This is a genomic window from Phytopseudomonas daroniae, assembly GCF_004327275.1.
Classification (GTDB): Bacteria; Pseudomonadota; Gammaproteobacteria; order Pseudomonadales; family Pseudomonadaceae; genus Aquipseudomonas; species Aquipseudomonas daroniae.
Genome location: NZ_QJUJ01000004.1, coordinates 39,045 through 65,620, shown reverse-complemented (window position 1 = coordinate 65,620; position 26,576 = coordinate 39,045). Strand labels below are relative to the sequence as shown.

Annotated in this window: 24 protein-coding genes; 10 read left to right on the top strand and 14 right to left on the bottom strand. The window is 64.2% G+C overall.

What is annotated here, in order from left to right; genetic code table 11:
- The first annotated feature begins 2 nt into the window (after positions 1 to 2).
- The 5 genes from DNK10_RS11050 to DNK10_RS11030 are packed head-to-tail and all read left to right on the top strand — an operon-like array spanning position 3 to position 3,706.
- The gene (locus DNK10_RS11050; protein WP_425273849.1) at positions 3 to 248 is read left to right on the top strand and encodes a hypothetical protein; all 246 of its coding nucleotides are present in this window, start codon (positions 3 to 5) and stop codon (positions 246 to 248) included.
- A complete protein-coding gene (locus DNK10_RS11045; RefSeq protein ID WP_131191574.1) occupies positions 245 to 463 on the top strand; it encodes a hypothetical protein in 219 nt (72 codons plus the stop codon). The genes DNK10_RS11050 and DNK10_RS11045 overlap by 4 nt, the downstream gene beginning before the upstream one ends.
- Positions 453 to 2,612, top strand: coding sequence for a hypothetical protein (locus DNK10_RS11040; RefSeq protein ID WP_131191573.1), 2,160 nt, complete (start codon positions 453 to 455; stop codon positions 2,610 to 2,612). The genes DNK10_RS11045 and DNK10_RS11040 overlap by 11 nt, the downstream gene beginning before the upstream one ends.
- A 51-nt stretch (positions 2,613 to 2,663) precedes the next feature.
- Positions 2,664 to 2,930 (top strand): Com family DNA-binding transcriptional regulator, encoded by a 267-nt coding sequence (locus DNK10_RS11035; RefSeq protein WP_425273848.1) that lies wholly within the window; start codon positions 2,664 to 2,666, stop codon positions 2,928 to 2,930.
- The gene (locus DNK10_RS11030; RefSeq protein ID WP_131191571.1) at positions 2,912 to 3,706 is read left to right on the top strand and encodes a DNA adenine methylase; all 795 of its coding nucleotides are present in this window, start codon (positions 2,912 to 2,914) and stop codon (positions 3,704 to 3,706) included. Before DNK10_RS11035 ends, DNK10_RS11030 begins: the two co-directional genes overlap by 19 nt.
- Positions 3,707 to 3,926: 220 nt before the next feature.
- Here the strand turns inward: DNK10_RS11030 and ilvD are convergent, their stop codons facing one another.
- The 5 genes from ilvD to DNK10_RS11005 form a co-directional block, all read right to left on the bottom strand.
- Positions 3,927 to 5,765 (bottom strand): dihydroxy-acid dehydratase, encoded by a 1,839-nt coding sequence (ilvD, locus tag DNK10_RS11025; RefSeq protein ID WP_131191570.1) that lies wholly within the window; start codon positions 5,763 to 5,765, stop codon positions 3,927 to 3,929.
- A 282-nt stretch (positions 5,766 to 6,047) separates the two neighbouring features.
- Positions 6,048 to 8,618 carry a TRAP transporter permease gene (locus DNK10_RS11020; RefSeq protein ID WP_244216235.1) on the bottom strand — a complete coding sequence of 857 codons (2,571 nt, stop codon included), beginning with the start codon at positions 8,616 to 8,618 and terminating at the stop codon, positions 6,048 to 6,050.
- A 291-nt stretch (positions 8,619 to 8,909) separates the two neighbouring features.
- A complete protein-coding gene (locus DNK10_RS11015; protein WP_131191569.1) occupies positions 8,910 to 9,890 on the bottom strand; it encodes a TAXI family TRAP transporter solute-binding subunit in 981 nt (326 codons plus the stop codon).
- A gap of 104 nt (positions 9,891 to 9,994) precedes the next feature.
- Positions 9,995 to 10,351 carry a RidA family protein gene (locus DNK10_RS11010; protein ID WP_131176441.1) on the bottom strand — a complete coding sequence of 119 codons (357 nt, stop codon included), beginning with the start codon at positions 10,349 to 10,351 and terminating at the stop codon, positions 9,995 to 9,997.
- Positions 10,352 to 10,367: 16 nt separating this feature from the next.
- A complete protein-coding gene (locus DNK10_RS11005) occupies positions 10,368 to 11,690 on the bottom strand; it encodes a D-amino acid dehydrogenase (RefSeq protein ID WP_131191568.1) in 1,323 nt (440 codons plus the stop codon).
- 119 nt (positions 11,691 to 11,809) lie between these two features.
- Between DNK10_RS11005 and DNK10_RS11000 the strand changes: the two genes are divergently transcribed.
- Complete coding sequence (locus tag DNK10_RS11000) at positions 11,810 to 12,709, top strand: LysR family transcriptional regulator (protein ID WP_131191567.1); 900 nt, start codon at positions 11,810 to 11,812, stop codon at positions 12,707 to 12,709.
- Between the two features lie 9 nt (positions 12,710 to 12,718).
- Here the strand turns inward: DNK10_RS11000 and DNK10_RS10995 are convergent, their stop codons facing one another.
- Both DNK10_RS10995 and DNK10_RS10990 read right to left on the bottom strand, forming a co-directional pair.
- Positions 12,719 to 13,915 carry a class I SAM-dependent rRNA methyltransferase gene (locus DNK10_RS10995; RefSeq protein ID WP_131191566.1) on the bottom strand — a complete coding sequence of 399 codons (1,197 nt, stop codon included), beginning with the start codon at positions 13,913 to 13,915 and terminating at the stop codon, positions 12,719 to 12,721.
- A 505-nt stretch (positions 13,916 to 14,420) separates the two neighbouring features.
- The gene (locus DNK10_RS10990; protein ID WP_131191565.1) at positions 14,421 to 14,960 is read right to left on the bottom strand and encodes a type 1 glutamine amidotransferase domain-containing protein; all 540 of its coding nucleotides are present in this window, start codon (positions 14,958 to 14,960) and stop codon (positions 14,421 to 14,423) included.
- A 149-nt stretch (positions 14,961 to 15,109) separates the two neighbouring features.
- Between DNK10_RS10990 and DNK10_RS10985 the strand changes: the two genes are divergently transcribed.
- From DNK10_RS10985 to DNK10_RS10970, 4 genes are all read left to right on the top strand, one after another.
- Positions 15,110 to 15,976: an HDOD domain-containing protein gene (locus DNK10_RS10985; RefSeq protein ID WP_131181433.1), complete on the top strand. Its 867-nt coding sequence runs from the start codon at positions 15,110 to 15,112 to the stop codon at positions 15,974 to 15,976.
- Positions 15,977 to 16,056: 80 nt separating this feature from the next.
- The gene (mutM, locus tag DNK10_RS10980) at positions 16,057 to 16,869 is read left to right on the top strand and encodes a bifunctional DNA-formamidopyrimidine glycosylase/DNA-(apurinic or apyrimidinic site) lyase (protein ID WP_131181434.1); all 813 of its coding nucleotides are present in this window, start codon (positions 16,057 to 16,059) and stop codon (positions 16,867 to 16,869) included.
- Between the two features lie 115 nt (positions 16,870 to 16,984).
- The gene (locus DNK10_RS10975) at positions 16,985 to 17,326 is read left to right on the top strand and encodes a multidrug transporter (RefSeq protein ID WP_131181435.1); all 342 of its coding nucleotides are present in this window, start codon (positions 16,985 to 16,987) and stop codon (positions 17,324 to 17,326) included.
- A 94-nt stretch (positions 17,327 to 17,420) separates the two neighbouring features.
- On the top strand, positions 17,421 to 19,238 hold the full coding sequence (locus tag DNK10_RS10970; RefSeq protein WP_425273850.1) for a Na/Pi cotransporter family protein: 1,818 nt from the start codon (positions 17,421 to 17,423) through the stop codon (positions 19,236 to 19,238).
- A 24-nt stretch (positions 19,239 to 19,262) separates the two neighbouring features.
- On the opposite strand, the gene ggt is transcribed toward DNK10_RS10970, so the two are convergent.
- From ggt to DNK10_RS10935, 7 genes are all read right to left on the bottom strand, one after another.
- Entirely contained in the window at positions 19,263 to 20,954 is a 1,692-nt protein-coding gene (gene ggt, locus DNK10_RS10965; protein WP_131191563.1) for a gamma-glutamyltransferase, read from the bottom strand.
- A gap of 2 nt (positions 20,955 to 20,956) precedes the next feature.
- Positions 20,957 to 21,208, bottom strand: a complete 252-nt coding sequence (locus tag DNK10_RS10960) for a YfhL family 4Fe-4S dicluster ferredoxin (protein WP_131181438.1) — start codon at positions 21,206 to 21,208, stop codon at positions 20,957 to 20,959.
- A 154-nt stretch (positions 21,209 to 21,362) separates the two neighbouring features.
- Entirely contained in the window at positions 21,363 to 21,845 is a 483-nt protein-coding gene (coaD, locus tag DNK10_RS10955; protein WP_131191562.1) for a pantetheine-phosphate adenylyltransferase, read from the bottom strand.
- 128 nt (positions 21,846 to 21,973) lie between these two features.
- The gene (locus DNK10_RS10950; protein ID WP_131191561.1) at positions 21,974 to 22,966 is read right to left on the bottom strand and encodes a hydrolase; all 993 of its coding nucleotides are present in this window, start codon (positions 22,964 to 22,966) and stop codon (positions 21,974 to 21,976) included.
- A gap of 93 nt (positions 22,967 to 23,059) precedes the next feature.
- Positions 23,060 to 23,662, bottom strand: coding sequence for a 16S rRNA (guanine(966)-N(2))-methyltransferase RsmD (gene rsmD, locus DNK10_RS10945; protein WP_131191560.1), 603 nt, complete (start codon positions 23,660 to 23,662; stop codon positions 23,060 to 23,062).
- A complete protein-coding gene (locus DNK10_RS10940) occupies positions 23,662 to 25,152 on the bottom strand; it encodes a M16 family metallopeptidase (RefSeq protein ID WP_131191559.1) in 1,491 nt (496 codons plus the stop codon). Before DNK10_RS10940 ends, rsmD begins: the two co-directional genes overlap by 1 nt.
- Complete coding sequence (locus tag DNK10_RS10935; RefSeq protein WP_131191558.1) at positions 25,145 to 26,500, bottom strand: M16 family metallopeptidase; 1,356 nt, start codon at positions 26,498 to 26,500, stop codon at positions 25,145 to 25,147. The genes DNK10_RS10940 and DNK10_RS10935 overlap by 8 nt, the downstream gene beginning before the upstream one ends.
- Positions 26,501 to 26,576: the final 76 nt, after the last annotated feature.

The following is a 26,576-nucleotide window of genomic DNA, read 5'->3' as shown; positions in this document are numbered from 1 at the left end:
CCATGTCCAACAACTATATCGGTGCGATTTTCTCCTCGGTGATCGGCACCAAGATGCTGCTGGGCCTGCTGAGCCCGAAAACCAAGGCGGCAAAGCCGACCTCGTTCGAGGAAATAGAGTTTCCACTGTGCGAAGAGGGCGAGGAGAAAACTGCCGTGTTCGGTCAGGCGTGGTCGAAAGGTTGGATGGTGCTCACGGTCGGCAACATGCGTACCCGCGCAATCAAATCAAAGAGCAGCAAGAAATGATCGTGACCATCCAGCACATGCACACCGTTCCTACCTGGACTGGTCGCCAGGGTTACTGCCATGGCCAGGGCCGCGCCTTCGCAGAGCGTAACGGCCTGGACTGGATGGCGTTCGTCCATCACGGCATCGACGCCGACGTGCTGCTCGCCACTGGCGACGCCATGGCGGTGGTGCTGGTCGAGCACGCACGCAACGAGGTGGCCAATGGGCGGTAGTTCAAAGCCGCAGATTGTCGGCTATCAGTATTCGTTCGACATCCATATGGGCCTCGGCCTGCCGCTCGATGAAATCGTCGAGATCCGTGCAGCAGACAAGCGTGCGTGGCGCGGCTCGATCAGCAGTAACGGCCAGATCCGCATCAACGCGCCTGAGCTGTTCGGGGGTGACAAGTCCGAGGGTGGGCTCGATGGCACGCTCGACGTGCTGTTTGGTGAAGAGAGCCAGCCGGTTCACCCACGTCTGGCAGCGTTCCTGGGCGGCATCGTGCCGGCATTCCGGGGCATTACCACGGCGTTCTACTCCGGCCTGGTCACGTCGATGAACCCGTATCCGAAAACCTGGGAGATCCTGCGCCGAGGCGGTGACCGGCTGTGGCGCCCTGCGACAGCTTGGTACCCGGAGAAGCAATTCATCTGGCTGGCCGATAACCAGATCAAAGCCATGAACCCGGCTCACATCCTCTATTTGCTCTACACCGGGCAAAACTTTCGCGGCCTGCCTCGGGGGCGTATGGATGAAGCCGCCTGGCGTGCCGCCGCCGATACGTTGTATGCCGAGCAGCTCGGCCTGTGCCTGGAATGGCGGCGCAGCGACTCCTTCAAAGGGTTCCGCGACAACGTCTTGATGCACATGGGGGCGGAGATCTACCTCGACAGGCGCACCGCTCTGATCAGCATTCGCCTGCTACGCGACGACTATGATCCGGCGTCCCTGCCTCTATTCGATGAGGACAGCGGGTTGCTGGAGGTTAAGCAGGAAGAGGCAACAAGTTCCGACGAGGTGCCGAGTCAGATAATCGGCAAATACACCGACGCAATCGACGGCAAGCAGCGCTCTGTGCGTGCCGTTAACAGTGCCGTGGCGCAGCGTGCCGGCGGGCGCAGCTCGGAGGAGATCGACTACTTCGCAGCGCCGACCGGGCAAATCGCCGGGCGTCTTGCGCAGCGAGACCTGCGCATTAAGACATCCGGCCTGAAGAGCTACAAAGTGGTGCTGGATCGGCGCGGTAGCGATATCACGCCCGGTATGCCGTTCCGCATCCGCTCGCGGCGCCGAGGTATTGAGATCGTGGTGGTGCGTGCCGGCAAGATTCAGGATGGCACCCTGGACGATGGGCGAATCACTGTAACAGCACTCCAGGACGTGTTCGGCCTGCCGGCCAGCAGCTACGTCGCTGTGCCGCCATCCGGCTGGACACCGCCTGATCGCACACCACAAGCCGTGGTGACCCGACGCCTAGTCGAAACGCCGTACCGTGAGATAGCCGGCCGCATCGACCCCGCCAACCTGGAATTACTCGACCCTACCACTGCATTCCTCGCGGCATTGGCCCTGGCACCAACTCAGATGTCGCAGAGCTACACGCTCACCACCCGCGTGGGCAGCACAGGGGACTTCATCGCACATGAGAATAGCGACTGGTGCCCTAACGCCCTATTGGTCGCCGAGTTGCCGATCAGCGCAGGCCCCAGCGTTGTAACGCTCGCATCCGTCAGCAGACTTGACCAGGTCGTCGTGGGCACGGCCGCATTGATCGACAACGAGATCGTGCGCGTAGATGCCATCAACACCGCCTTAGGTACCGTTACCCTGGCCAGGGCCTGTGTCGATACGGTGCCTGCTCTGCATGCCGCAGGGGCTCGTGTTTGGTTCTACGACGGGTTCGATGCTGCAGACGAAACGGCCTATACCTCTGGCGTCACGCTGCAGGCACGCCTACTGACCAACACCAGCATCGGCCGGCTCGATCCCGTACTGGCCAGCACAGACAGCCTGGCATTGACTGGCCGCCAGGGGCGCCCGTATGCACCAGGTCAATTCAGAATCGGTGGAGTGGCGTACCCATCAAGCGTGGTTGGGGACGTTGTGATGACCTGGACGCACCGAGATCGCCTCGGGCAGGCAGACCAGCTGATCGACACGACCATGGGAAACATTGGCCCAGAAGCCGGCACCACCTACAGCGCCAGGTTGTTGCGCGCGGACACTAACGCAGTGCTGACCACGCAAACGGGTATCAGCGGCACGACGGCAACCCTGACGACGACGTATGTCGGTCAGGTGATAGCGGAGGTATGGGCGGTGCGGAGTGGTATCGAAAGCCTGCAGCGACATCGGTGGGCGTTCAACCGAACAGCTGCTTAAAAAGAGAGGGCGCCGCTGATCCGTGCGGTAACACGGGCCAGCGGCACCAACATGCAGAACAGAGCTGCAAGCCAGCCAAGGCCCTCCTGCTCACGTGAGCCGGGCGAGCCTAGCAAAAATGAAAGGCTTTTGCAGATGTTGAAAGAGATACGTTGTGGCGGCTGCAACCGCCTGTTGGCCCGTTTGGGCCGGTTCGATCAAATACAAATCAAGTGCCCGCGTTGCGGCGTACTGAACCACATGAAGGCCGAGAGCCTCCTGCCAGCGCCATCGAGCGCCAAATGCCACCAGGAGGCATCATGTCAGCACAACCCATAATCCCGTGGATAGGCGGCAAGCGTAGGCTTGCAGACCGCATATTCCCGCTATTTCCCAAGCACAGCTGCTACGTTGAACCGTTCGCGGGCGGTGCGGCGCTGTTCTTTCTCCGCCCAGTACCGGCCGAGGTAGAGGTACTCAACGACGTCAACGGCGACCTGATCAATCTCTACCGAGTGGTGCAGAACCACCTTGAAGAATTCGTCAGGCAGTTCAAGTGGGCGCTCAGCAGCCGCCAGGTGTTCAAGTGGCTGCAAATGACAAGGCCGGAGACACTGACCGATATCCAGCGCGCGGCCCGTTTCTACTATCTACAGCAGTCAGCGTTCGGAGGGCGAGTGGATGGCCAGAGCTATGGCACAGCTACCACCCAACCGCCTGGGCTCAATCTGCTGCGGATCGAGGAGGCACTGTCGGCTGCTCATCTGCGTTTGAGCAACACTTACATCGAGCACTTGAGCTGGCAGGACTGCATCAAGCGCTACGACCGCGAGCACACACTGTTCTATATGGATCCGCCGTACTGGCAGACCGAAGGCTACGGCGTGCCATTCGAGTTCGAGCAGTACCAAGAGATGGCCAGGCTGCTCAATGAGATCAAAGGCAAGGCCATCATCAGCCTCAATGACCACCCCGATATCCGCAGAGTGTTCACCGGATATCACATCGAGACGACGGACATTCAATACACCGTGGGCGGTGGTAAGGGGACTGCTGCGAAAGAGGTGCTGATATTCAGCTGGGACATACAGGCCGAACCAGCGGGCCTTTTTTGAAATTCCTTTGCCACATAGGCAACATAGGCCGCACGTCATTTATCGCGCATTAGCACGACGAATTTCGCGCGGCGCTACATCGTGTGCGAGTCCAATCAAAATGCTCATTTACAACGCGTAAACTGCGCTTTTTCGCCAATTTTTGCCTTGCCTGACCTTCGCTCGCTACGTTTTCACACGGCCTGACTGGCCGGGCTTCCATGGTGTACCAAGACAGGTATCAGCCGTCCAGTAGCGCCTTGTTGCGTACTGCGCCCTTGTCGGCGCTGGTGGCGAGCAGGGCATAGGCCTTGAGGGCGGTGGTGACTTTGCGTGGACGCTGTTCCGCGGGTTTCCAGCCTTTCTTGTCCTGCTCATGGCGGCGATGGGCGATTTCCTCATTGCTGACCAGCAGGTTGATCGAGCGGTTGGGGATGTCGATCAGCACCTTGTCGCCGTCGCGCACCAGGCCGATGGCACCACCGGCGGCGGCTTCCGGCGAGGCGTGGCCGATGGACAGGCCCGAGGTGCCACCGGAGAAGCGGCCGTCGGTGAGCAGCGCGCAGGCTTTGCCCAGGCCCTTGGACTTGAGGTACGAGGTCGGGTAGAGCATTTCCTGCATGCCCGGGCCGCCTTTCGGGCCTTCGTAACGGATGATGACGATATCGCCAGCCTTCACTTCGTCGGCGAGGATGCCGCGTACGGCGCTGTCCTGGCTTTCGAAGATCTTGGCGTTGCCTTCGAACACGTGGATCGACTCGTCGACGCCCGCGGTTTTCACCACGCAGCCGTCGAGGGCGATGTTGCCGTACAGCACGGCCAGGCCACCCTCTTTCGAGTAGGCGTGTTCGACACTGCGGATACAGCCGTTCTCACGGTCGTCGTCCAGGGTTTCCCAGCGGGTCGACTGGCTGAATGCGGTCTGGGTCGGGATGCCTGCCGGGCCGGCCTTGAAGAAGTGGTGCACGGCTTCATCGTCGGTCTGGGTGATGTCCCACTTGGCGATGGCCTCGATCATGCTGCGGCTGTGCACGGTCGGCAGGTCGGTGTGTAACAGGCCGCCACGGGCCAGCGAACCGAGGATGCTGAAGATGCCACCGGCGCGGTGCACGTCTTCCATGTGGTACTTCTGGATGTTCGGCGCGACCTTGCACAGTTGCGGCACGTGACGGGACAGACGGTCGATGTCGCGCAGGTCGAAATCGATCTCGGCTTCCTGGGCGGCGGCCAGCAGGTGCAGGATGGTGTTGGTCGAGCCGCCCATGGCGATGTCCAGCGTCATGGCGTTCTCGAAGGCCTTGAAGTTGGCGATGTTGCGCGGCAGTACCGAGTCGTCGTTCTCGCCATAGTAGCGCTTGCACAGTTCGACGATGGTGCGGCCGGCCTGCAGGAACAACTGCTCGCGGTCGCTGTGGGTGGCCAGGGTCGAACCGTTGCCCGGCAGTGCCAGACCCAGCGCTTCAACCAGGCAGTTCATCGAGTTGGCGGTGAACATGCCGGAGCAACTGCCGCAGGTCGGGCAGGCGCTGCGCTCGTATTCGGCGACCTTCTCGTCGCTGGCCGAACTGTCGGCGGCGATGACCATGGCGTCGACCAGATCCAGGCCGTGGCTGGCGAGTTTGGTCTTGCCGGCTTCCATCGGCCCGCCGGAAACGAAGATCACCGGAACGTTCAGGCGCAGGGCGGCCATCAGCATGCCGGGGGTGATCTTGTCGCAGTTGGAGATGCAGACGATGGCGTCGGCGCAGTGGGCGTTGACCATGTACTCGACGGAGTCGGCGATGATCTCGCGGCTCGGCAGCGAATAGAGCATGCCGTCGTGGCCCATGGCGATGCCGTCGTCCACGGCGATGGTGTTGAATTCCTTGGCCACGCCGCCGGCTCGCTCGATCTCGCGGGCCACCAGTTGGCCGAGATCCTTCAGGTGCACGTGGCCGGGCACGAACTGGGTGAAGGAGTTGGCGATGGCGATGATCGGCTTCTTGAAGTCTTCGTCCTTCATCCCGGTGGCGCGCCACAGGGCGCGGGCGCCGGCCATGTTGCGGCCGTGGGTGGAGGTTTTCGAACGATAGTCAGGCATGGCGGTTTCCTGCGGCTAATCAGGTATCTGGTTATGTGCGTTGTGTGGGAGCGTCTGGCCGAGGTCGAGTAGCAGATGGCCGTCGATTCGGTGGAGCCGCGCAGGCAACGGGGTTGACGTGCGCGCGGCCGGGGCCCACAAGCCCGCCGAAGGATGGTTGGCGAGGAATGTTCACGATTCTACGCCGCTCGGCGGCGCAGGGGAAAGGGTGATGGTGCGCGGGCGGCTCCGGCGCGGTCGTGCTGAAACGTCAACAGACCCTAGGCACCGCCCGCGTACCGGTTAGGCGAGTATCGGCTGCGCCTGGCGGCGAGCGCGACGGTGCTGCAACCAGGCGATCAGGCCGAGCAGCAACAGCGCCGGGATCCACATCAGCTGCTTGGGCGGCCGCTGCGCCGGCACCTGCAGCTCGAGTATTTCCTGGTCGAACTGCAGACCAGCGGACGCCGCCGGGCTGTTGAAGGCAACGCTGTCGATCAGCACCTTGTCGTCCTCGTCGTAGAGCACCAGGCCGAGGCTTTCCATGCGCTGTTGCGGCTCGCCCTCGGGCACGCCGAGACTGATGGTCAGGTCGCGTTGGCTACCGTCGATATCCTCGCTGCGCACCAACAGGCGCAGTTCGGCGCCGGGCTCGGCGTCCTGCACGGCTTCGGCGAAGCGTGCCGGCGGTTCGCTGTGGAACGGCGGCTTGAGGGTGTCGAGCCAGAACTCCGGACGGAACAGGGTGAAGGACACCAGCAGCAGGAGCAGGCCTTCGTACCAGCGGTTCTTCGCCAGGAACCAGCCCTGGGTCGCCGAGGCGAACATCAGCATGGCGATGGCCGCAGTGATGAAGGTGAGGATGCCCTGGCCGAGGGTGACGCCGATCAGCAGCAGGTCGGTGTTGAAGATGAACATGAACGGCCAGACGATGCTGCGCGCCTCGTACATGAACGCCTGCACGCCGGTCTTGATCGGATCCTCGCGGGAAATTGCCGCCGCGGCGAAGGACGCCAGGCCCACCGGCGGCGTGGCGTCGGCCAGCAGGCCGAAGTAGAAGACGAACATGTGGATGGCGATCAGCGGCACCACCAGGCCGTTCTGCTGGCCGAGGGCGACCACCACCGGCGCCATCAGCGACGACACCACGATGTAGTTGGCGGTGGTCGGCAGGCCCAGGCCGAGGATCAGGCAGAACAGGCCGGTGAGGATCAGCATCAGCAGCAGGTTGCCCATCGACAGCATTTCCACCAGGTCGGCCAGCACCAGGCCGACCCCGGTCTGGGAAATGGCGCCGACCACGATACCGGCGGTGGCCGTGGCGATACCGATGCCGATCATGCTGCGCGCGCCGCCGATCAGGCCGTGGTAGAGGTCGAGCAGGCCATCCTTGAAGGTGCCGTCGACGTGCTCGCTGTCCTTGCGCATCCAGCTCAGCAGCGGGCGCTGGCTGACCAGGATGCAGATCAGCGTGACCACGCCCCAGAACGCCGACAGCCCCGGTGACAGGCGCTCGATCATCAGGCACCAGACCAGGATCACCACCGGCAGGATGAAGTGCAGGCCCGAGAGCAGCACGGCGCGCGGCGACGGCAGCTCGGTCAGGGCGGCGTCGGGGTCTTCCACCGGTAGCGGGGCGACGCTGGCGGAGATTTTCAGCAGGCCGAGGTAGACCAGCACCGTCAGGCCGGCGATGACCCAGACCGCGGCATCGCCGAGCAGCGGTTTCAGCCAGCCCAGGCCGTAGTAGACCGCCAGCGACAGGCCGCTGATCAGCGCGACGCCGAAGCAGAAGCCGATCAGGCGGCGCATGAATGGCCGGGTGTCGCGTCGCGGCAGGCCCTGCATGTTCATCTTCACCGCTTCCAGGTGCACGATCCACAGCAGGGTGATGTAGGAAATGGTCGCCGGCAGGAAGGCGTGCTTGAGCACTTCGACATAGGGAATGCCGACGTACTCGACCATCAGGAAGGCGGCCGCGCCCATCACCGGCGGCATCATCTGGCCGTTGGTCGAGGCGGCGACTTCGATGGCGCCGGCCTTGGTGCCCGGATAGCCGACCTTCTTCATCATCGGGATGGTGAAGGTGCCGGTGGTGACCACGTTGGCGATGGACGAGCCGGAGACCAGGCCGGTGAGCATCGAGCCGACCACCGAGGCCTTGGCCGGGCCGCCGCGCATGTGGCCGAGCATGGAGAAGGCCAACTGGATGAAATAGTGCCCGGCGCCGGCCCGTTCGAGCAGGGCGCCGAACAGCACGAAAAGGAAGACGAAGCTGGTGGAGACACCCAGGGCGATGCCGAACACCCCTTCGGTGCTCAGCCACTGGTGGTTGGCCAGGCCGGTGAGGCTGACCCCGCGGTGCGCCAGCAGGCCGGGAATCCAGGGGCCGGCCAGGGAGTAACCGATGAACACCAGGGCGATGATCGCCAGCGGCGCGCCCAGGGTTCGGCGCGTCGCCTCCAGCAACAGCGGTATGCCGATCAGGGCGGTGAGCAGATCCAGACTGGTCGGGTTGCCGGGGCGTGACGACAGCTCACGGTAGAACACGCACAGGTACAGCACCGAGGCACAGACCATCAGCGCCAGCAGCATGTCCACGATGGGCACGTGGCGGCGCGGCGAGCGCTTGAACGCCGGGTAGGCGAGAAAGGCCAGGGCCAGGGCGAACGCCAGGTGGATGGTGCGGCTTTCCGTGTCGTTGAGGATGCCGAAGCCGAAGATGAACGGCAGGGGCGAGGCGATCCACAGTTGGAACAGCGACCAGGCCAGGGCCAGACCGGCGATCAGGCCGGCCATGGCGCCGGCGGGATTACGTGCACCGGTTTCCTGGGCTGCCAGTTCCTCGGCAGTCATGGTTGGCGGATTGCTCATGGACTCGATTCCAGGCTGCGTGACGAAAACTGCCGGGCATCAGGCGATGACCGGCAGCGAGTGTGACTCCGAGGCGGGTATGACGGAGCGTAGAACGTGTTCACGATTTAGCGAGCTAGAGCCATGCAAGGGCTAGGCGCCCCCGAAAAAACAGGCGAGGACAGCTGTAAATGAGCAGTACTCGCTTCGCTCGCCCTTCGGGGCCGCACTGAAGTGCGTTGGCCGCAAGCGGCCTACCGAGCCTGTTTTTAACGCTGCAGGGCCGACGCGCAGCAGATCGTGAGCAGGTTCTTACAGCCAGCCGCGTTCCTTGTAATAGCGCTCAGCACCTTCATGCAGCGGTGCCGACATGCCGGTGCTGATCATTTCCTCTTCGGTGAGGTTCTCGAAGGCCGGGTGCAGGCGCTTGAAGCGGTCGAAGTTCTCGAACACCGACTTGACCAGCAGGTACACGGTATCGGCGCTGGTTTTGGTCGAGGTGGTCAGCAGCGCCTTGCCGCCAATCGAGGGGATCGGCTGATCCACACCCTTGTAGATGCCGGCCGGGATCTCGGTTTTGATGTAGTAGGTCTTCTCTTCGAGGAATTTGTCGATGTCCGGACCATCGACCGCAATCAGTTTGGACGCCACCACGCTCAGGCCTTCCTGGATCGCGCCGCTGGGGTGGCCGACCACGTAGGTCATGGCGTCGAGGTTGTTGTCGGCCAGCGCCGAGGCCATCTCCGCCGGCTTGAGTTCGGCGGCCAGGGCGAAGGAGCTGTTCTTCCAGCCTTTGGCCTGCATGATTTCCTCGAAGGTGTCGCGGCTGCCGGAGCCCGGTACGCCGATGTTCACGCGCTTGCCGGCCAGGTCGTCGAAATTGGCGATCCTGGCGCTGTCGCGGGCGACGATGGTCAGCACTTCGGTCTGCATGGAGAACACCGCGCGCAGGTCTTCCATGGCGCCTTGTTTCTCGAACGGCGGCAGGCCTTTGTAGGCCTTGAACTGGTGGTCGGCCTGGGTGAAGCCGAAGTTGAATTCACCGCTGCGCAGGGCGTTGATGTTGAACACGCTGGCGGCGGTGGAGGGGGCGTTGCACTTGATGCCCTGTTCAGCACCGGTGCGGTTCATGAAGCGACAGATCGACTGGCCCGCCACGTAGTAGACGCCGGTCTGGCCGCCCGTGCCGATGGTGACGAAGCGCTCCTGAGCCTGTACGGCGAGGCTGGCGCAGGACAAGACCGTGGCGGCCGCGAGAGCGCTGAAGGCGCAAGGTAGGGAAGGTATCTTCATGGTGCTTTCCTTATTGTACGAGGCCGCTGTTCGGCACCGCTGGAGAGTAAGGAGCCGGTAACCGCCGGGTAGGGCGGTTGCCGGCGCGGCTTGTCCTGTCTGGATCAGGCGCGAACGGCGGCGATGACCATTATTTCAACCAGCACATCCGGCGATGCCAGCGGTGCCTGCGTGGTTGCGCGCGCTGGAGCACAATTTTGCGGCAACCAGGCCTCCCATACGGCGTTCATTTTCGTGAAATCCGTTTCAATATCTTTCAACCAGATCTGTGCGCTGAGCAGATGGCTGTTGTCGCTACCGGCCTGCTGCAGCAGCGCGTCGATCTTGGCCAGCACCTCGGCGGTCTGCCCGGAACAGTCCAGGCTGCGATCGGTCGGCACCTGGCCGGCGAGGAAAATCAGCCCGCCGTGGACGACGGCGCCGCTCATGCGGGCGTTGCTGGCGATACGTTGAATGCTCATGACAGTAATCCTTCGATCAGGGGGTGAGGGTCAGCCCGGTGAGATCCACGGGGCTGGTGCGGTGTTCGATCAGTTGGGTGAGTACCTGGGCACTGGCGGCGGCCAGGGTCAGGCCGAGGCTGCCGTGGCCGACGTTGAGCCAGAAATTGTCCAGGTGGGTGGCCCCAAGAATAGGTTTGCCATGGGCGGTAGACGGGCGCAGGCCGGCCCATTCGCTGGCATGCTGGTAGTCGCCAGCTTCGGGAAAGGTCTGTTGGCATTGCTGCTTGAGGGCGGCCATGCGATCCGGGTCGACAGTCGCGTCCGGTGCGCCGATATCGACCATGGCGGCCACGCGCAACTGATCGCCGAGGCGGGCGTAGACGATCTTGCGATCGAAGTCGGTGACGCTGACGTCCGGGCAGCGGCTGCTGTCATTCAGTGCCAGGGTCAGGCTGTACCCCTTGAGCGGATAGAGCTGCAGGTCGATCCCCAGCGGAGCGGCGAGCGTACTGCTGGCATTGCCGGCGGCCAGAACGAAATCGTCCGCCTGCAGCGTTTCGCCGCTGGCCAGTTGCAGTGCCTGAATGCGGCCCTGTTCGTGGCGTATGGCGCTCACGCAATCCTCGATGCGCTGGTAGCGGCCGCTGGCCCGGGCTGCTTGCTCCATGGCCTGGCAGAACAGCTGGCAGTCGGCGGATTCGTCCGAGGCACTGAAGATGCCGCCGGCCAGTTGCGTGGCGATGGCGCTCAAGGCGGGCTCCAGGGCCACGCATTGCTCTACCGACATGACACGCTGCTCGTCACCTTCCCTGACCTTGGCCGCGGCCTGGACGAAACTGTCTGCCTGGCGATAGATCACCAGCTTGCCGTTGCGCCGCCAGGCGAAACCGTCGAGCCCGGCCTTGCGCCATTCTCCCAGCACCTGCTGGCTGTACAGCGCCAGGCGTAGCAGATGAGTGCCGTTTTCCCGGTTCACCGAGCTGCGGCACGCCGCCAGGAACGACAGGCACCAGCGCCATTGGCGCGGATCCAGGCGCGGGAGGAATTTCAGAGGCGCATCGGCGCCCTGCAGCATCCAGCGCAACGCCTTGAGCGGCACGCCGGCATCCGGCAGCGGCGAGACGTAGCGATAGCTGAGCTGGCCGCCATTGGCCAGGCTGGTTTCCTGGCCCGGCTGCGAATGCTTGTCCACCAGCACCACCGAATGACCGGCGCGCACCAGAGCGTAAGCGGTACTCATGCCGATCACGCCAGCACCGATCACGGCGATCCGCTTTTTGTCCTGGGATGCCTGGAGGTCACTCTGCGGGCCGTCGTTGTGCGGCGTGAGAGTGCGCTCCCGGAGATTTTCTGACATCGCTACCTCGAACCCTGTGCAAGCCATTAACGTACGGGCCGATGCGCAGCTGGAGCCAATGAATAAATGACCATAGACTATAACCAAAGGTTATGGGCTTTGGCCGTCAGAGGGATGCCATGCGTTTGCGTCATATCGAGATTTTCCAGGCCATCCTGCAGACCGGCTCGATTACCGGCGCCGCCAACCTGCTGAACATTTCCCAGCCAGCGGCGACCAAGGCGCTGCAGCATGCCGAGGCGCAACTGGGCTTTGCCCTGTTCAACCGAGTGCGCGGGCAGTTGCTGGTGACCGCCGAAGCGCGGATTCTCGAGCAGTCGACGGCACGGGTATTCGACGAGCTGCAGCGGGTCAGGCGCCTGGCCGGCAATTTGCGTGCGCATGGCGTCCAGGCGCTGCGCATCGCTGCCACGCCGAGCCTGGCACAAAGCCTATTACCTAAGGTTATTCCAGCCTGGTGCGCGCTCTATCCGCAGTCTCCCTGCGAGCTGGCCACCCATCACACCCCCGAACTGGTGGAAAGCCTGTTGCTGCACGAGGCGGATCTGGCGCTGACGCTGCAGAACCCCAAGCACCCAGGCCTGCGTATGCAGGTACTGGCGCAGGCGCGCATGGTGGTGATCGCGCCGCCGGGTTACTGGCCGGCAGAGACGCTGCGAGAGCCGCTGCCCATCGAAGCGCTCAGCGGCCAACCGTTATTGGCACTGGATACCCGCGACGCGCTGGGGGGGCTGTTGGAGCAGCACCTGTCCGAGGCCAGCAGTGCGCCGACCATCGTCGCCCGCGCGCAGACCTGGCAACTGGCCCGGGCGCTGGTAGCCGAGGGCATGGGTTTGGCGGTGGTCGACCCGCTGACCGGTTATGGCAGCGGCGCCGGCGTGCAGGTTCGACCGCTGTGGCCGGTGCTGCCAGTCAACCTGTACGCCATGACTCGTCTCGACGAGGGCGGCAGCGACGCCATGCAGCGCCTGCTGCAGATGCTCGGCGAACAGGCGCAGCGGATCATGCTGCCTGGTTGAGGCGCGGACTCAGCTGTTGGGCAGGAGGCGAACCGTCAGGCTCTTGATGTAGCAGGTTTCGCCAATGGCCGGGTGCACCGGGTGATCCGGGCCCTGGGCGCCGCGCTCGAGCAACTGGATGTTGCGATCCAGGTGGCGGGCGCTGGTCAGCAGGATGTTCTGCAGGTTGTCCTCTTCCAGGTGCATGGAGCAGCTGGCGCTGACCAGGATGCCGTCCTTGTTGAGCAGGCGCATGGCGGTTTCGTTGAGGCGGCGGTAGGCGGCTTCGCCGTTCTTGATGTCTTTCTTGCGCTTGATGAAGGCGGGTGGGTCGGCGATCACCACGTCGAAGCGTTCTTCGGCTGATTTGAGTTCGCGCAGGGCGGCGAACACGTCACCTTCCACACAGGTCACCTTCTCGGCGAAGCCGTTGAGCGTGGCGTTGCGCTCGACGCCGTCGAGAGCGAAGGCGGAAGCGTCCACGCAGAACACTTCGCTGGCACCGAATGCCGCCGCCTGCACGCCCCAGCCACCGATGTAACTGAACAGGTCGAGCACGCGCTTGCCCTGCACGTAGGGCGCCAGGCGCGCACGGTTCATACGGTGGTCATAGAACCAGCCGGTCTTCTGGCCGGCGATCACCGGCGCTTCGAACTTCACGCCGTTCTCTTCCAGAGCGACCCATTCCGGCACCACGCCGAACGCGGTATCCACGTAGCGCTCGAGGCCTTCGGCATCGCGCGCGGCGGAATCGTTCTTGAGCAGAATGCCGCTGGGTTTGAGCACCTGGATCAGCGCGGCGAGCACGTCGTCCTTGTGGCGCTCCATGGTCGCGGACGCCAGTTGCACCACCAGAATGTCGAAGAAGCGGTCGACCACCAGGCCCGGCAGCAGGTCGGAGTCGCCATACACCAGGCGGTAGCAGGGTTTGTCGAACAGGCGCTCGCGCAGGCTCAGGGCGACATTGATGCGGTGCACCAGCAGCGATTTGTCCAGCACGTGCTTGACGTCACGGGACAGCAGACGAGCGCAGATCAGGTTGTTCGGGCTCAGGGCGACGATACCCAGCGGCTTGCCGCCGGCAGCTTCGAGTATGGCCTGGTCGCCCGCCTGGAAGGCGTTGAGGGGCGTGGCGGCGACGTCGATCTCGTTGCTGTAGACCCACAAATGGCCGGCGCGCAGGCGTCGGTCGGCGTTGGCTTTCAGGCGCAGGCTGGGCAGGGACATGATGGGCTCCGTCGAGAAAAGACGCGCATTCTAAACGAGCTGCCTGGCACGCGCGCGGCGGTGGGCGAAAAAGCCTTTTGCCGTTTGTCCGTTTGCGGATCCAGGTCTTGCGGTAGCTTCGCTTGCAGGCCCGTCATCGCCGCGGATTTGCCGGGAGTGGGTGCTCGGCCCGGTTTCCTTATGCTTGCGTGGCTTTCACGATCTCACGAGCCAGAATCAAGGGTTGCCCGGCAGGACGCTACAAGGCGGAAGCAGCCGGTCGGTGACCCGCGTTGAACCATGGATCACGGCCTTCGGCCCCGGATTACGCCTGCGGCTAATCCAGGTTACATTCGTGCTTCATAACGGTGGATGACGCTTCACCTGCGCGGCCCGATCCGTCCACCAACCTTGCGATCGCAATGGTGGATGAAAAGAGCGTCATCCACCCTACGTTTGCTTACGCCACTTTGCCGCTCCGACACATCGGCAGCCTGTAGGATGGGTGCAACCCATCAATTGCCTGTCAGGCTGCCAGCGCTTCGATCAGCTTCTCGTTGAAGGCCGGGATATCGTCCGGGTTGCGGCTGCTGATCAGCTTGCCATCGACCACCACTTCCTTGTCCACCCAGGTGGCTCCGGCGTTCTTCAGGTCGTCGGTCAGCGACGGCCAACTGGTCATGGTCTTGCCCTTGACCAGGTCGGCCGAGGCGAGAATCCAGGCGCCATGGCAGATCACGGCGATGGTTTTATTGGCGCGTGCTGCGTCCTTGACCAGCTCCAGTGCCATCTCGTCGAGCCGGATGGTGTCCGAATTGACCACGCCGCCGGGCAGGACGATGGCGTCGTAGTCTTCCATGTGGGCGCTGTCGAAGGTCTTGTCGACCTTGAATTGCTCGCCAGGGGTGGTGTGGTGCCAGCCGGTGACCTTGCCCGCCTTGGCGGAAAGGATCTCGGCGCTGGCACCAGCCTCTTCCAGGGCCTTTTTCGGCCCGGTCAGTTCGACCTGTTCGAAGCCATCGGTGACCAGCAGGGCAACACGCTTGCCTTTCAGGGACTTGCTCATGGGAAATACCTCACAGTTGTAGTGACTTAGGGTTTCGGGTCACGTTGCTGATGGAAGTTCAGGCAAATCGATGGCGTGCAGATGTTGGGCAAAATTCATCGGGCTCGGGGTAGACTGTGTGCCCTCTCTTTTTCTACTCGCCGCCTCTCATGGACAAAGAACTTTCCGCCGAGCAGATCCAGACGTTTCTGCAGGGCATCAGCGTGCCGCCGCAGCCGCAGATCATGGTCGACCTGCAGTTCGAGCAGGTCATGCCCAATCCCGACCTGAAGGCCATCGCCCGGCTGATCAGCCAGGATCCGGGGCTTTCCGGGGCGTTGCTGAAAATCGTCAATTCGCCATACTTCGGCCTGGCCAACCGTATCGGCTCGATCCAGCGCGCGGTCAACCTGCTGGGCAGCCGCTCGGTGATCAACATGGTCAACGCCCTGTCGATCCGCGGCGAGATGACTGACGACACCATCGTCACTCTCAACCGCTTCTGGGACACCGCCCAGGACGTCGCCATGACTTGCCTGACCCTGGCCAAACGCATCGGCTACGAGTCCGTGGACGAGGCCTACACGCTGGGGCTGTTCCACAACTGTGGGATTCCGCTGATGCTCAAGCGCTTCCCCGATTACATGACGATGCTCGAAGAGTCCTACGCCAGCGCCAGTGCCGAGCGGCGCATCGTCGATACCGAGAACCGCCTGCTCAACACCAACCACGCGGTGGTCGGCTACTTCACCGCCAAATCGTGGAACCTGCCGCTGCACCTGTGCGAGGCCATTGCCAATCATCACAACGCCCTGGCCATCTTTGCCGATGAAAACGGCCGTGATGCGCAACTGAAGAACCTGCTGGCGATCCTCAAGATGGCCGAGCATATCTGCCGCAGTTATCAGGTACTGGGCAACCAGAGCGAAGATCACGAATGGCAGAGTATCGAGCCGCTGATCCTCGATTATGTGGGCCTCTCCGGGTACGATTTCGAGAACCTGCGCGAGAGCATCCGCGACCTCGGCACCGCCTGATCCGTCCCGTCGTCGACAGTTGACGTCACAACCAGGCAGCGCCTAGGGTGCTGCCTTGCCATTCTGCCGAAGTAGCCGCCATGCCCGAATTGCCAGAAGTCGAAACCACCCGCCGTGGTATCGCGCCCTATCTCGAAGGTCAGCGCGTCAGTCGGGTGATCGTCCGTGAGCGGCGCCTGCGCTGGCCGATCCCTGAGGATCTCGATGTACGCCTGTCCGGCCAGCGTATCGAGAAGGTGGAGCGCCGCGCCAAGTACCTGCTGATCAAGGCCGAGGTCGGCAGTTTGATCAGCCATCTGGGCATGTCCGGTAGCCTGCGCCTGGTCGAGGCCGGCTTGGCAGCGGCCAAGCACGAACATGTGGACATCGAACTGGAGTCAGGGCTGGCGCTGCGCTACACCGATCCGCGGCGCTTTGGCGCGCTGCTGTGGAGCCTTGATCCGCTGGAGCATGAACTGCTGTTGCGCCTGGGGCCGGAGCCGCTGACCGATCTGTTCGATGGCGAGCGGCTGTATCAGCTGTCTCGCGGCAAGGCCGTGGCGGTCAAACCGTTCATCATGGATAACGCCGTGGTGGTCGGTGTGGGCAATATCTATGCGACCGAAGCGCTGTTCGCTGCTGGTATCGATCCGCGGCGCGCCGCCGGGACGGTGTCGCGGGCGAGGTATGTACGTCTCGCCCACGAGATCAAGCGCGTGCTCGCTCACGCCATCGAGCGCGGCGGCACCACCCTGCGCGATTTCGTTGGTGGGGATGGCCAGCCCGGCTACTTCCAGCAGGAATTGTTCGCCTATGGCCGCGGCGGCCAGTTCTGCAAGGTCTGTGGCAGCACGCTGCGCGAGGTGAAGCTGGGTCAACGGGCGAGCGTCTATTGCCCGAAATGCCAGCGTTAGCCATTTAGTCAGATAGAACGACCAGTTGCTCGGCGATTGACGGCCGTCACGCTGACAATCGCCAGTGCGCTGTTATAGTTACCGGCATCGTCCGTATACTTCGAAGGATCGCCCCATGAAACTGTTTCGCTCTTGCGCTGCTGTTCTGGCGCTGACTGCTGCCTCGCTGGCACTGACTGCCAACGCGCAAGAGGCGCAGCAGAATGCCAGTGGAGACCCGCTCTACACCGTTCAGGCTCCAGATGGTTTCTCCATGCTCGGCGACCTGCTGATCGCCCGTCCGCTGCTGATCGGCGCTACCGCCATCGGCGCCGTAGCCTTCGTGGTTGCGCTGCCGTTCTCGGCCATGGGCGGCGGCATCGGTGCCAGCGGTCGTGCGCTGGTAGTCGAGCCTGGCAAGGCGGCTTTCGTCCGTTGCCTGGGTTGCACCGGCGATGGTTACAACAAGCGCCAATAAACGCTGAGTTGCCAGACGGCCCCTGACTCTGCAGAGTCAGGGGCCGTTTTCGTTTGGAAGCAGGCAAAAGGAGATGCCGTTGGGCAATAGATCGATGCTGTTCATCCTGCCGTTGGTGGCGCTGGGGCTGGGCCTTTCCTTCTGGTTCAGCGCGCCCTGGACGCAGCTCTGCGCCGGCCTGGCGTTGTTCCTGTTCGGCATGCAGTGCCTGGAAGAAGGCCTGCGGCAGCTTGCAGGAAGCAAACTGGAGCAACTGCTCGGGCGTAGCACTTCAACGCCGGTCAGGAGCCTGCTGTTCGGTGTGGGCGGTACTTTCCTGTTGCAGTCCAGCACCCTGGTGTCGCTGTTGACCATCGCGTTCATCAGCACCGGGCTCATTCAATTGGCCGGTGGCATCGCCATCCTGTTCGGTGCCAACCTGGGTGCCACCAGCGGCATCTGGTTGCTGGCCATGGCCGGGCAGAACCTGAGCCTGTCGCCGCTGGCTCTGCCGTTGCTGGTATTCGGCGTGCTGGCGAGCTTTCTGGGCCCGCGCAGCAAGGCGGCTGGGCGTATCGTGTTGGGTATCGCGTTCATCTTTCTCGGTATCGACCAGATCAAGGACGGTTTCGCCAGTTTCGGCGACGGCCTGGACATGACCGATTATCAGGTGCAGGGCATCCTCGGCAGCCTGTTGTTCGCGGCCATCGGCCTGCTGGTGACCGTGGTGCTGCAGTCCAGCCACGCGACCCTGATGCTGACGCTGGCAGCGCTCGCTGGCGGCCAACTGGAGCTGGGCCAGAGCCTGGCCATCGCCATCGGCTCGAATATCGGCAGCAGCGTCACCACCGCGTTCGTCGGTTCGCTCGGCGGTAACCGCAGTGGTCAGCGCCTGGCACTGGCCCATGTGCTGTTCAATGTACTGACCGGGGTGCTGGCATTCGTGCTGCTCGGCCCGCTGGCCTGGCTGGTGCATGTCATCGCCGGGTTCGTCGGCCTGGGCGATAACCCGCTGATCCAGCTGGCCATGTTCCACACCCTGTTCAATGCCATGGGCGTGTCGCTGTTCTGGCCCTGGCAGAGCCAGTTGGCGCAATGGCTGACCCATTGGTTGCCGGATCGCCAGGAGCCGAAGGTACTGATCACCGAACTGGATCCCGCCCAGCGGCCGGAGCGCACCACGGCGCGTTATCTGAACGAGCGCGCCCTGGACTCCGCCGATGCGGCGGCCGGCGCCGTGGTTCAGGAACTCGGCCATCTCGGGCGCCTGAGCCTGGAGGTGATCTGCCACGCTCTTTACCTGCCGGTGGATCAGTTGGCCAGGGCCCGCGTCGAGCCGGCGTTGTTGCAGGCGCCGCCGGAGCGCTTGCACTTCGATGCCGAGGCGCTGTACCAGCGGCATATCAAGGGCGTCTATGGCGACCTGCTGAGTTTCATGGGCCGCCTGGAGCAGCCGCTGGACGAGCAGCACCAGCAGTTCTGGGTCGCCTGCCAGGTAGCGGCGCTGCAACTGGTGGATGCGGTCAAGGATGCCAAGCACCTGCAGAAGAACCTCGGCCACTACCTCGAGGCTGCACCGTCGCCCGCCCGCGATGCCTATGTGGAGCTGCGCGGGCATCTGCTGGCTGTGTTGCACGAAGTGCATGAACTGGCCCGCTCCACGCTGGACGAGGAGCCCTGGCGCGCCCATCTGGAGGCACTCGACAGCAAGGCGGCGCGTTTCGATGGCGACTTCCGGCTGCGCCTCTTCGCCCAGGTGCGCAACGGTCGACTGGATGGCCTGCAGACCAGCTCGCTGATGAATGATCTGGGTTACGCCAGCCGCATCATCCAGAGCCTGCGCAACGCCCTGATGATCGGCGCGGAACAGCCTTTGTTGCGCGAGCTGCGGCGTCTGGGCAGTGATCAGGAGTCGCTGATAGTTACCGGCTGAGGCAGAGCTTTGGGGCGCCTGCGATCAGTGTGACTGCACATCGCTGCTGCCGATGCCACGTGGGTCGCTGGCCGCTTCCACCTGGCCGCTGGCCTTGTTCCAGAGCAGTACCTGCTGATTGCCGTACACCCGCTCCAAGGCCTTCAGGCTATGGCCGCGTGCCTGCAGGTCGGCGATCTGCGCGGCGCTGAAGGTCTCCGGTTCGTGCTCGATGACGTCCGGCAGGTACTGGTGATGGTAGCGCGGCACTGCCGGCCATCGAGCGATGGGCTGGCCGTCGAGGTACTCCAGGATCGACAGCAGCACCATGCTCGGAATACGGCTGCCGCCTGGCGTACCGAAGCTGGTGAACTCGCTGGCGCTTTCCAGAAAGGTAGGGCTCATGCTCGACAGCGGCCGCTTGCCGGCGGCGATGGCATTGGCGTGGCTGCCGGTCAGTCCGTAAGCGTTGGCACCGGTCAGGTCGGCGGCGAAGTCGTCCATTTCATCGTTGAGCAACACGCCGGTACCGGGCACGGTGAAGGCGGCGCCGAATGGCAGATTGATCGACAGGGTGGCGCTCACCGCATTGCCATCGGCGTCCAGTACGGTGAAATGGGTGGTGTGATCGCCTTCTTTCCAGGTGCCGGCTGGCGGCAGTTCGCTGCTTGGCGTAGCGCGCCGCAGATCGATGCTGTCGCTCAGACGCTGCAGATACGCCGGAGCGAGCAGGGCGGCAGTCGGGTTATCGATGAAATCCGGGTCGCCCAACAGTCCGCGATCGCGATAAACCCGGCGCAGGGTCTCCACCACCAGATGGCTGCGCTGCACCGGCTCGGCTTCACGCCAGGGCAGGTGCTGCAGGACGAGCAGACTCTGGGCCAGCGCCAGGCCGCCGGCGGAGGGCGGCGGTGCGCTGATCAGCTCGCGGCCGTCGGCCAACGGCACACGCAGAGGCTGGCGTCGTACGGCGCGATAGTCGGCCAGATCCTGCAGCGTCCAGATGCCGCCGGCAGCGCGCACGCCCGCGACCAGTCGCTCGGCCAGAGGCCCGGTATAGAACCCGTCACGGCCTCCGCGCGCCAGCATCAGCAGGGTTTCGGCCAGTTCCGGCTGGCGCAGCAGCGTGCCTTCCCTGGGAACCGCGCCGTCGTCCAGAAACAGCCGCGCGGTTTCCGCGTCGTCACGCATGGCCGCCAGGCGCATCTCGGCGCGCTCGCGGTACACGCGGTCTACGGGAAAGCCTTCCCGCGCCAGGCGGATGGCCGGTGCCAGGCTGTCGCGCAAGGGCAGACGGCCGTGCTGTCCGGCCAGCTCGACCAGCGCGGCAGGCAGGCCCGGAATGGCTGCCGCGAGCGCGCCGTCGCGGGACAGCGCCGCCTGCACCTGGCCATCGTGCCGATAGAGATCGGCATGGGCAGCGCCGGGCGCGCGTTCGCGGGCGTCGATAAAGCCGTAGGTGGCGTCGGCGTTGCGCAGCAGAAAGAAACCGCCGCCGCCGAGCCCTGAGCCATAAGGCTCGACCACCGCGAGGGCCGCGCTGATGGCGACGGCGGCGTCGAAGGCGTTACCGCCCAGTGCCAGGGTTTCCCGCCCGGCTACGGTGGCGGCGGGGTGTGCTGTGGCGATGGCACTGCGACCGGGCTGTTCGCTGGCCTGCAGGCTGAGGCTGCACAGCAGGAGCAGCGCGCTGAACAGCGCCGAGATAGCGTTCTGGCCGCGAGGAGAGCGGCTCATCCTCAGGCTTTGCCGGTAAGGATCTGGTACTTGTGCATCAACTGCTCCTTGCTCTCGACGTTGTTTTCGTCGAGGGGAATGCAGTCCACCGGGCAGACCTGCTGGCACTGAGGCTCATCGTAGTGGCCCACGCATTCGGTACACAGGTTGGGGTCGATCACGTAGATCTCCTCACCCTGGGAAATCGCCGCGTTCGGGCACTCAGGTTCGCAGACGTCGCAGTTGATGCAGTCGTCGGTGATGATCAGGGACATGAAAGGCAAGCTCCTGCCGGGCCACTGGCCGCGACACATTCAAACAGGAATGCGCGATTGTGCCGGATTGTCGCCATCGGCGCACGCTTGGGCGCCGTACGGAGCGACGCCCCTGCGCGGCATGTGGAGATTGCCGCGCGTGCTGGCCTGGGAATCAGCGAGCCTTGAAGCGCTCGGTCAGGGCCTGTGCCACGACGGGGTGGACGAACTTGGTGATGTCGCCGCCGAGGTTGGCGATTTCCCGCACCAGGGTGGAGGAAATGAACGAATACTTCTCCGATGGGGTGAGAAACAGGCTTTCTAGGTCGGGCGCAAGCTGGCGGTTCATGTTGGCCAGCTGGAACTCGTACTCGAAGTCCGATACCGCACGCAGACCGCGCAGCAGCACATTGGCACCCTGCTCCTTGGCGAAGGAGGCGAGCAGCGTGGAGAAACCGATCACTTCGACATTGGGCAGGTGCTTGGTGACTTCCCGGGCCAGCTCCACGCGTTGTTCGAGGGAGAACAGCGGGTTCTTCTTCGGGCTGGCAGCGACCGCGATGACGACGCTGTCGAACAGGCGCGAGGCGCGCTCGACCAGATCGCCGTGCCCCTTGGTAATGGGGTCGAAGGTGCCTGGGTATAACACTCGATTCATCGTGACGTCCTGGCGGGAGCGTTGGGGATTCGGATGGTAGCGCAGCACGCCGGGGTGGGCCAAGTCGGTGACCCGCCGGTAGGCGCGGATGTGGGCGTTAATCGCGCTGCTGGCAGACTACGTGCTGATCACGGCATCCTCGCGCTGGCCAGTAGCCAACCGGGAATGCGCCGTTCCAGGTAATAGCCGGGCTGGCGCGCCGTACCGTCGACGAAGCCGACGTGACCGCCCCGGGCGTGCAGCTCGAAGGTGATGCAGGGCGCCAGCTCATCGGCCTCGGGCAGGCTGTGGGGATACACGAACGGGTCGTCGCTGGACTGGATCAGCAGGGTAGGCGTCTGGATACGGCCCAGGTAATAGCGGCTCGAGGAGCGGCGGTAGTAATCCCCGGCGTCGCTGAAACCGTGCAGCGGTGCGGTGATGCGGCCGTCGAAATCCCAGAAGGTGCGCATGCCGTCCAAGGGGCCGAGTTTTTCCAGGATCGACAGGCGGTCTGCCTGGCCCTGGTGGGCGAACAGGCGCTGCTTGTCTTTCACGTAGGCGACCATGGCACGCATGAAGTGGGCCTGGTAGACCCGCGAAAAGCCGACGCCGAGACGATCCGCGCACTGATCCAGGCGAAACGGTACCGATACCGCGGCGGCGTTCTGCAGCCCGCTTTCGGTGCCGCTTTCGCCGAGGTACTTGAGCAGCACGTTGCCGCCCAGCGAATAGCCCACCGCATGGAGCGGCGCCATGGGCCGTTTGGCGCGCAGGTGGCGGACGGTTTCGGCGAGGTCTTCGCTGGCACCGGAGTGGTAGCCGCGCGGTAGCAGGTTGGGCTCGCCCGAGCAGCCGCGCCAGTTGAGCGCCACGCTGGCCCAGCCCTGGGCGGCGAGCTGTTGCTGCAGGCCGAGCACGTAGTGCGAGCTGGATGAGCCGGTCAGGCCGTGCAGTACCAGCACCACCGGGGCATGCGCCTCATGAGGCCCGTGCCAGTCGAGGTCGAGAAAATCGCCGTCTTCCAGCCACAGGCGCTCGCGCTGTCGCCGCAGGATGGGGGCTCGTCGACCCAGCGAGCCCCACAAGGTTTGCAGATGAGGGCCGGGCAACCACCAGGCCGGTTTGAAGCTCGTGCTCATGTCGCACCACGGTTCGTAGCCTGGATTAGCGAAGCGTAATCCGGGGCAGGGTGGAGGCCGCGAAATCCGGATTACGCCTGCGGCTAATCCAGGCTACACGCTGCGCTGCCAGAGCGCGTAATGAACCTGGCCGGCTTTCTGTTCGCGATGCAGACGCCAGTTGCCGGGCATGCCCAGGATCGACGGTGCCTGCTCGCTCTCGGTATACACCCAGGCATCGGCAGCCAGCCAGCCACGTTGCTCGAGTAGCTCGCAAGCTGGCAGGAGCAGATCCTGGCTGAAGGGCGGATCGAGGAATACCAGGTCATATGGCACGGCGGACGGGCTCTGCAGGTAGGCGAGGGCATCGCTCTGCAGCACCTGGCCGTTGTCGCAGCGCAGGGTCGCCAGGTGACCGCGCAGGCTGTTCACCGCTGCCGGATTGAGATCCAGCGCCAGGGCGCTGCCGGCACCTCGCGACAGCGCTTCGAGAAACAGGGCACCGCTGCCGGCGAACAGGTCGAGCACCTTGGCCGCTTCGACATGGGGCGCCAGCCAGTTGAACAGAGTTTCCCGCACACGATTGGGCGTTGGTCGCAGGCCATGGGCCATGGGAAAGCTGAATTGCCGGCTGCGCCACTGGCCGGCGATGATGCGCAGTTGCCCGTCGCCGCCATGGGCGACGGGAGACTTGGCGGGAACGGGTCGTCTGGCCATCAGTGCTCCGGGACGCCAATCGGCAGTTCGGCTGGCTTGTCGGTGGGTGGCGGCAGCTCTTTCTGCTCGACCTTCGGCCCTGCGGTGACGATCACCAGCGCTTCGGGGTCGAGATGCTTGGCCATGGCGGTTTTTACCTGCTCGACGCTGAGCGCCTGTACCTGGGCCAGGAAGTCTTCCAGGTAGGTCAGCGGCAGGTCGTAGAAACCTATGGCGCCGAGCTGGCCGACGATGGCGGCGTTGCTGGCGGTGGACAGCGGGAAGCTGCCGGCCATCTCACGCTTGGCGGCGTCCAGCTCTTCCTGGGTCGGGCCGTTGGCGAGGAAATCGCCCAGCAGATCCTTGACCAGTTGCAGGGTGCCGTCGCTGAGTTCGGCGCGGGTCTGCAGGTTGATCATGAACGGGCCGCGGGCCTGCATGGCACTGAAGCCGGAGTAAACGCCGTAGGTCAGGCCGCGCTTTTCGCGAACCTCGGTCATCAGCCGGGTGCCGAAGCCGCCACCGCCGAACACCTGATTGCCCAGATACAGCGCCGCGTAATCCGGATCACGACGGTCGATGCCGAGCTGGGCGATCAACAGGTGGGTCTGGTTGGATGGAAAGTCGATATGGGTCAGACCGGCTTTCGGCACTTCGGGAGCGATGGTTTTCGCCAGCGCCGGGCCCTTGGGCAACGCAGCGGAGACCTCGGCGGCCATGGCCTCGGCTTCTTCGCGGGACAGGTCGCCGACCAGGGCGATCACCGCGTTGCCAGCGGCATAGGCCTTGGCGTGGAAGGCCTGCAACTGTTCGCGGCTGATGCCGGGAACCGAGCCTGGGGTGCCTTCGCTGGGATGACCGTACGGATGATCGCCGTAAAGGCGCTCGAACAGTTCGAGGCTGGCCAGCTTGCCCGGGTTCTGCTTCTGGAATTCGAAACCGGCGAGTACCTGGTTCTTGATTCGCGCCAGTGAGTCGGCGGGGAAGGTCGGCTGGCCGATCACCTGCTCGAACAGCTTCAGGGCCGGTTCGCGTTGCGTTGCATCGCTGAGGCTGCGCAGGCTGGTCACGGCCATGTCGCGGTAGGCGCCATTACTGAACTCGGCGCCCAGGCTTTCGAAACCGGCTGCGATGGCACCGACGTCCTTGCCGGGTACGCCTTCGTTGAGCATGGCATTGGTCAGCATGGCCAGGCCCTGCACGTCGCCGTCCTGGCTGCTGCCGGCGGCGTAGGTCAGGCGCAGGTCGAACATTGGCAGTTCGCGGGCTTCGACGAACAGCACCTTGGCGCCTTCGGCGGTTTGCCAGCTCTGGATGTCGAGCTTGCGCCGCACGGGCGCCTTGCCATCCAGTTCGGCCAGAGATTGCAGCTGCGTGTCGTCAGTTTTCGGCGCATCGGCGGCGGCCGGTGCGGCGTCAGGGGTGCGCTGCACGGTGAAGCTCAGGGCCACCAGCAGGGCGATCAGAAACAGCCCCAGCAGGGCGTAGCGCGGGCCGTTACGCTTACTCATCGCGCTTCTCCTCGGGCAGTACATGGGCGACGCTGAGGCGATCGCGGGTGAAGTAGGTCTTGGCGGCATTCTGGATATCGGCCGGGGTCACGGCTTCCAGTTCGGCCAGTTCCTGGTCGATCAACTGCCAGGACAGGCCAACGGTTTCCAGCTGGCCGATAGCGGTGGCCTGGCTGGTGATCGAGTCGCGGTCGTAGACCAGTTCGGCGATCAGCTGGGCACGCACGCGAGCCAGTTCTTCGGCCGATGGCGGGTTCTTCTGCAGATCCCGCAACTCACGCCAGATGCCCGCTTCGGTCTGCTCCAGGGTCTTGCCGGTTTGCACGTTGGGGGTGGCGGACACCATGAACAGGCTGTCGCCGCGGGTGTAGCCGTTGTACCAGGCACCGGCGCCGGAAACCAACTCCTCGCCACGTTCCAGGCGGGTAGCCAGGCGCGCGCTGTAGCCACCGTCGAGCAGAGCGGCGATCAGGCGCAACGCATGCACCTCGCGCGGCGCCTTGGCGGTGGCCAGACCGGGCACGTTGAAGCCCATCATCAGGCTCGGCAGCTGGGTCTTGAGGTGCAGGGTGATGCGTCGCTCGCCGGGCGTCGGCAGCTCCAGCGGGATCTTGGCGGCTGGTACGTCGCGCTTGGGAATCGCGCCGAAGTAACGCTGCGCCAGGGCCTTGACCGCGTCCGGGGTGACGTCGCCGACCACCACCAGGGTGGCGTTGTTGGGCACGTACCAGGTCTGGTACCAGTGGCGCAGTTCGTCCACGGTCATGCGATCGAGGTCGGCCATCCAGCCGATGGTCGGGATGCTGTAGCCGCTGGCTGGGTAAGCCATGGCCTTGAAGCGTTCGAAGGCCAGGCCCGACGGCTTGTCGTCGGTGCGCAGACGACGCTCTTCCTTGATCACCTCGATCTCGCGTGCGAACTCGTCGGCCGGCAGGCGCAGGCTGGCCAGTCGATCCGCTTCCAGTTCGAAGGCGACGCCCAGGCGATCACTGGCCAGCACCTGGTAATAGGCGGTGTAGTCGTCGCTGGTGAAGGCGTTCTCTTCGGCACCGAGGTCGCGCAGCACGCGCGAGGCTTCGCCAGGGCCGAGCTTGCGGCTGCCCTTGAACATCATGTGTTCCAGCGCGTGGGACAGGCCGGTCTGGCCGGCGGTCTCGTAGCTCGAGCCGACCTTGTACCAGAGCTGGGAGACCACCACCGGGGCGCGGTGGTCTTCGCGGACGACGACCTTGAGACCATTGTCGAGAGTGAATTCATGGGTCGGTTGTGGTGCCGCGGCCTGGGCCGTCAGGGGCAAGGCGCAGGCTAGCAGCAGGCCGGCGAGATGGCGGGCAAGTGAACTGGACAAACCTCTCTCCTCGTTGAGCCACGACGGGCGTGGCGATTGCGGCGTAGGGTGGGCCGCGGTCATGCAGTGTGCTCGC

What these genes read in the sequence shown, in the direction of transcription:
- DNK10_RS11050 (WP_425273849.1), top strand. Translation starts at nt 3, where the DNA reads ATGTCCAACAACTATATCGGTGCGATTTTCTCCTCGGTGATCGGCACC.
- DNK10_RS11045 (WP_131191574.1), top strand. Translation starts at nt 245, where the DNA reads ATGATCGTGACCATCCAGCACATGCACACCGTTCCTACCTGGACTGGT.
- DNK10_RS11040 (WP_131191573.1), top strand. Translation starts at nt 453, where the DNA reads ATGGGCGGTAGTTCAAAGCCGCAGATTGTCGGCTATCAGTATTCGTTC.
- DNK10_RS11035 (WP_425273848.1), top strand. Translation starts at nt 2,664, where the DNA reads ATGCAGAACAGAGCTGCAAGCCAGCCAAGGCCCTCCTGCTCACGTGAG.
- DNK10_RS11030 (WP_131191571.1), top strand. Translation starts at nt 2,912, where the DNA reads ATGTCAGCACAACCCATAATCCCGTGGATAGGCGGCAAGCGTAGGCTT.
- ilvD (WP_131191570.1), bottom strand. Translation starts at nt 5,765, where the DNA reads ATGCCTGACTATCGTTCGAAAACCTCCACCCACGGCCGCAACATGGCC.
- DNK10_RS11020 (WP_244216235.1), bottom strand. Translation starts at nt 8,618, where the DNA reads ATGAGCAATCCGCCAACCATGACTGCCGAGGAACTGGCAGCCCAGGAA.
- DNK10_RS11015 (WP_131191569.1), bottom strand. Translation starts at nt 9,890, where the DNA reads ATGAAGATACCTTCCCTACCTTGCGCCTTCAGCGCTCTCGCGGCCGCC.
- DNK10_RS11010 (WP_131176441.1), bottom strand. Translation starts at nt 10,351, where the DNA reads ATGAGCATTCAACGTATCGCCAGCAACGCCCGCATGAGCGGCGCCGTC.
- DNK10_RS11005 (WP_131191568.1), bottom strand. Translation starts at nt 11,690, where the DNA reads ATGTCAGAAAATCTCCGGGAGCGCACTCTCACGCCGCACAACGACGGC.
- DNK10_RS11000 (WP_131191567.1), top strand. Translation starts at nt 11,810, where the DNA reads ATGCGTTTGCGTCATATCGAGATTTTCCAGGCCATCCTGCAGACCGGC.
- DNK10_RS10995 (WP_131191566.1), bottom strand. Translation starts at nt 13,915, where the DNA reads ATGTCCCTGCCCAGCCTGCGCCTGAAAGCCAACGCCGACCGACGCCTG.
- DNK10_RS10990 (WP_131191565.1), bottom strand. Translation starts at nt 14,960, where the DNA reads ATGAGCAAGTCCCTGAAAGGCAAGCGTGTTGCCCTGCTGGTCACCGAT.
- DNK10_RS10985 (WP_131181433.1), top strand. Translation starts at nt 15,110, where the DNA reads ATGGACAAAGAACTTTCCGCCGAGCAGATCCAGACGTTTCTGCAGGGC.
- mutM (WP_131181434.1), top strand. Translation starts at nt 16,057, where the DNA reads ATGCCCGAATTGCCAGAAGTCGAAACCACCCGCCGTGGTATCGCGCCC.
- DNK10_RS10975 (WP_131181435.1), top strand. Translation starts at nt 16,985, where the DNA reads ATGAAACTGTTTCGCTCTTGCGCTGCTGTTCTGGCGCTGACTGCTGCC.
- DNK10_RS10970 (WP_425273850.1), top strand. Translation starts at nt 17,421, where the DNA reads ATGCTGTTCATCCTGCCGTTGGTGGCGCTGGGGCTGGGCCTTTCCTTC.
- ggt (WP_131191563.1), bottom strand. Translation starts at nt 20,954, where the DNA reads ATGAGCCGCTCTCCTCGCGGCCAGAACGCTATCTCGGCGCTGTTCAGC.
- DNK10_RS10960 (WP_131181438.1), bottom strand. Translation starts at nt 21,208, where the DNA reads ATGTCCCTGATCATCACCGACGACTGCATCAACTGCGACGTCTGCGAA.
- coaD (WP_131191562.1), bottom strand. Translation starts at nt 21,845, where the DNA reads ATGAATCGAGTGTTATACCCAGGCACCTTCGACCCCATTACCAAGGGG.
- DNK10_RS10950 (WP_131191561.1), bottom strand. Translation starts at nt 22,966, where the DNA reads ATGAGCACGAGCTTCAAACCGGCCTGGTGGTTGCCCGGCCCTCATCTG.
- rsmD (WP_131191560.1), bottom strand. Translation starts at nt 23,662, where the DNA reads ATGGCCAGACGACCCGTTCCCGCCAAGTCTCCCGTCGCCCATGGCGGC.
- DNK10_RS10940 (WP_131191559.1), bottom strand. Translation starts at nt 25,152, where the DNA reads ATGAGTAAGCGTAACGGCCCGCGCTACGCCCTGCTGGGGCTGTTTCTG.